At 34.1% G+C, this 3,992-nt stretch carries 5 protein-coding genes; 1 reads left to right on the forward strand and 4 read right to left on the reverse strand.

The features are described 5' to 3' along the window. Nucleotides 1-178: 178 nt before the first annotated feature. Nucleotides 179-868 (forward strand): phosphate ABC transporter permease, encoded by a 690-nt coding sequence (locus F6K22_RS34640; protein ID WP_293108892.1) that lies wholly within the window; start codon nt 179-181, stop codon nt 866-868. A gap of 485 nt (nt 869-1,353) precedes the next feature. Here the strand turns inward: F6K22_RS34640 and F6K22_RS34645 are convergent, their stop codons facing one another. The 4 genes from F6K22_RS34645 to F6K22_RS34660 all read right to left on the reverse strand — a co-directional run. Then, nucleotides 1,354-1,980 (reverse strand): precorrin-8X methylmutase, encoded by a 627-nt coding sequence (locus tag F6K22_RS34645; protein WP_293108894.1) that lies wholly within the window; start codon nt 1,978-1,980, stop codon nt 1,354-1,356. Nucleotides 1,981-2,678: 698 nt separating this feature from the next. Further along, nucleotides 2,679-3,203 (reverse strand): hypothetical protein, encoded by a 525-nt coding sequence (locus tag F6K22_RS34650; protein ID WP_293108897.1) that lies wholly within the window; start codon nt 3,201-3,203, stop codon nt 2,679-2,681. A gap of 90 nt (nt 3,204-3,293) precedes the next feature. Further along, on the reverse strand, nt 3,294-3,428 hold the full coding sequence (locus F6K22_RS34655) for a hypothetical protein (protein ID WP_293108900.1): 135 nt from the start codon (nt 3,426-3,428) through the stop codon (nt 3,294-3,296). Nucleotides 3,429-3,487: 59 nt separating this feature from the next. Next, nucleotides 3,488-3,992 (reverse strand): ABC transporter ATP-binding protein (locus F6K22_RS34660; protein WP_293108903.1); only part of this gene is annotated, 505 nt, incomplete at its 5' end.

Genomic DNA, 3,992 nt, shown 5'->3' on the forward strand with positions numbered 1-3,992 from the left:
TCATATCTGATGGTTTTAACCAGAGGTAATTATTCATTAATGAATCAGCTATCAGTTAGGGTGCTTTTTGATTTCTCTAATTTTGGGTTACTTTCTAGGATTGTTATTGTAACTCATCCGTATGAAAAATATTATAAATTAAATATAAATCAATTAATCTCAAATTTTAAACTCATAAATGCTAGTTCCTTTAACTCGTAAAATATTTGAACAATTAATTCCTATTGTAGCTACAAGCGATCAATATCAATATTATTGGGGCAGATTATCTGATATTTTAAAACGAGCTTTAATTTCTGCTATCTCAGTTTTGACAATTGTTTTAATTAATGTATTTGTTCATGATGATGGTGACCCTTTATTTTTATTGGTTGGTATTACGGCAGGTCTTTATTGGTTATGGGGACCTATTTTATTAGCTAGTTTTCGCAATGCAGAATTTAGACGCTATCCATATAGTGGTCTATGGCAGGGAAAAGTTATTGATGTATATCTTACTGAAGAAGTAGTCGGTCAAGAAGAAAAAGTTAATAAAAAAGGGGAATTAATAATAGTAGAAAATTTAGAGCAACGAATAAATTTAGAATTGGGGGATAAAACAGGATTTACAGTTGAAATGCAAGCTCCTCTACGTCGTTATCATCAAGGTATTTCTAGAGGTCAGGTAGCTGTAATGTTGGTAATGTCTTATCAACAAGATTTAGAAAAAATTGCTAAATATTCAGATGTTTATCTTCCTACTGTAAATTTATGGGTTAGTGATTATCCATATCTCAGAAGAGATGAGTTTATCGAGGTAATTAATCAGGTGCGCTCATCTCGCAGGAAAAATAAACAACGCCAACCAAGTAATATAGAATTTTATTGACTACTACCCAGACTTAAAGTTACAGTTATTAATTATAGGGCATTAATTCTATAGCGTTTCACAGAAGTCATGCATTCAAAAGTCATGAATTGAGATTGTACAACCTGAAAACTTTTACTCTCATATTATGTCCGGTTAAATAGTTATCATTAAATATAAGAAGAAATATCTAAAACTCATGAGATTGCTTCCTTCCACTCCGTTCCAGTTGCAATGACTTCACGATGAGTGTTTATCTGGACATAATATAAGTAATTTCAAACGATTATTTCACACAATAGGTATGAAACTATTTGTGACATATTTAAAGTGAAATGCTATAGGGCTTTAATTTGAGGGTATTAATTTTAGGGCGTTGTACAATCAGGAATAATAAAATCCTAAAACAGAAGTTAAACTCTTATGGTGGAAGATTTCACTCAACTTAAACCTCAAAAGCACTCTTACCTGTTGCCTCTACTTACCAAAACCTTTTTCCGTAGACTCTAATTACCTTGGCCTTGTTTACCATAAGCCTGCCAAGCCAAGTCTACTAAACCATTAATAATAGCAACTGCTACCACAGCACTACCCTTACGGCCATCAATTCTAATATGAGGAATCATCGAATCATACAAACGTGACTTAGCTACATCCACCCCCACAAAACCAGAAGGAGTGCCAATAACTAAAGCAGGTCTAATTTCTTCTGCTTCAATTAAATCAACAATTGCAGACAGAGCTGTTTGAGCCTGACCAATAACAAAAATACCCTCTGGGTAACGTCTAGCTAAAGTTTCAATTCCCCAAGCAGCGTTAGTTTTTTCCTTCTGAGGTCTAGTTATAGCATCCATTGAACAGTAAACAGGGTTAGCGAAGGTACTTTGAATAACGGAGGTAATACCTACTTGCACCATTGGCACATCTACCACAATAGTTGTACGAGCTGCCAAAGCAGCAGCTCCAGACTGTAAAGCGTGTTCAGAAAAACTAATCAGAGACTTATATTCAAAGTCTGCCGTAGCATATATTACCCGTCGAACTATCTCATATTCTGCGGGAGATAAAGCATGAGGGCCAATTTCCCTGTCAATAATTCCTAAGCTTTGGGCGTCTGTGATGTGCCATTCCATATCAAATTATTCCCCTGTATATGGTTATAGTTAATAGTTAGATAGTCAGTTGAGAAGCCTACTAGTGCCGCTACGCGGAAGTTAAAAGTCAAAATTCAAAAGTCAAAAGTATTGATTAGTAAGGCTTTTAGAATCTTGTAATGGGTCAGTTATTTCCGCCATTCTGCACTGGCTTATTGTTACAGCTATAAGCTCTGGGAGTATATCACAGAAATTAGCACTACATTCACTACATTCATTAATGGATAATGGATAATGGATAATTACCTCTCCCTAAAACGGATTGGATTGACGCGGAGCGTGAAAATTTTTTCTGATCAAGGGGAGATTGGATATGACGTTTTTCATGTCGGCGACAGCCGAAACGCTAACGCAAACGACCGCTTGTTTCTCCTAATTAGGAGAGGCTTTTTACCTTAATTATTCGGTAAATTCTATTAGCTCCCACATTCCGCAGGTCAACTTTTAGCATCAAAAGTAGTATTTTAATCGGTAGCTTGTTAGATACTTATTATATTGTATACATAATCTTTATCTACCTTTCTCATTCGTCAAATTTTCAGGAAAATATTAAACATAAATACTTACTTAATTGTTTACTGCTATTGACTACTATGATTTTCTCCTGACTCCTAATTTTATACTATATTTTGTCGCGCGAAATCTAGGTTTTAAGTCAATTTGACATTCACACAAATTTAAGTAATTAAGGTACTTTGTTCAACATTTATCATCCTCGCATAGAGAATTTGCTCATTAATTTCTAGATTATTGATTAAGCTTAAGGAAGTTACAATACCATCACCTATTAATTCTCCTTCTATCTCTCCATACTCGACCTGCAAAATAATATTATCTGCCCGTGAATCATTAGAGATACTATCCGGATATTGCCAGGTTCCTAAACCACTAATTTCTGTTGTTGCTTTCATAAAATTTAATGATTCAGACTTGAATATGGGTACAGTTAATGTTAGTAATTCCTGTTCAATTCTAGTATATTTAACATGATTACTTTCATCTCCAAATAGTAGTGAAAAAAGTATATCTTTAGCTATAATTAGTAATTCATTACCCCGATCGCTCCTATATTTTTCTGTTATTAATTCAGTTCCTTTTTCAGGAGGATTATTAATTAAATGCCCAGTTTCTATGAGTTGATTGCGATCTTTTTTTTCATACTTTTTGATAAAATATTCTAATTTTTCTCTGTCTAGTGCCATGTCTTTTAAGCGTTCTATTCTTGAAAGCAGTTCTAGAGCTTTTTGGTCTTGAATAGCTTTAATATCTTTCTTTTTTATATATAAAGAATTTCAAGTTAAACGTACAATTTGATCGATTAACCATTCTCGATCTTGTTGTATTAAATAACTGCGTAATTTTTCCTCGAACTGAGGAGCTAGCTGTTCATTAATAGAACTAACTATACCTTGAATATTCAGACTCATTTCTGTTCTCCTAAAAACTGGTAATTAAAACAATAGATTTGTTGAGTATCCTATGAATTCTAAATTCTACACTCCAAGTTTCCCTGATCTAAAGTCCAACATTTATCAGCTATGGGTAAAAGGTCACTAGCGTCATGGGTGACAACCAATAAACTCCAATGATTTTTCAGTTTAGCCAGTAAACTGACAAGTTGCTTCCGTATTGACCAATCTAATCCAGCAGTTGGCTCATCTAACATTAATAGATGAGGTTGTCTAATTAATTGTACTGCCAAAGCAAGACGACGTTGCTGACCTCCACTTAATGCTTGGGGCGATGTATTAAATGATAAATGTTGAAGACCAACTTCTTCTAAAGCAGAAGATATTTGTTCTGGTCGTAATTCTGGATGACCTAATCGTAATTCTTCTAGAATAGTACCACCACAAAAATGTCTTTCTGGAAATTGAAATACTAAACCACCCAGTTGTTGTAAATGTTCGGAAGTTAATTTTTGCTCTCGCCAGTATATTTCTCCTTTGGAGCATTGAGCTAGACCAGCTAATATCTTCTGCTTTAGAAGA

Origin of the sequence: Okeania sp. SIO2F4 (genome assembly GCF_010672385.1) — a bacterium.
GTDB lineage: Bacteria > Cyanobacteriota > Cyanobacteriia > Cyanobacteriales > Microcoleaceae > Trichodesmium.

Bases quoted from the DNA above. Each gene is read 5' to 3' on its own strand.
- F6K22_RS34640 (WP_293108892.1), top strand. From the start codon at position 179: ATGCTAGTTCCTTTAACTCGTAAAATATTTGAACAATTAATTCCTATT.
- F6K22_RS34645 (WP_293108894.1), bottom strand. From the start codon at position 1,980: ATGGAATGGCACATCACAGACGCCCAAAGCTTAGGAATTATTGACAGG.
- F6K22_RS34650 (WP_293108897.1), bottom strand. From the start codon at position 3,203: ATGGCACTAGACAGAGAAAAATTAGAATATTTTATCAAAAAGTATGAA.
- F6K22_RS34655 (WP_293108900.1), bottom strand. From the start codon at position 3,428: ATGAGTCTGAATATTCAAGGTATAGTTAGTTCTATTAATGAACAGCTA.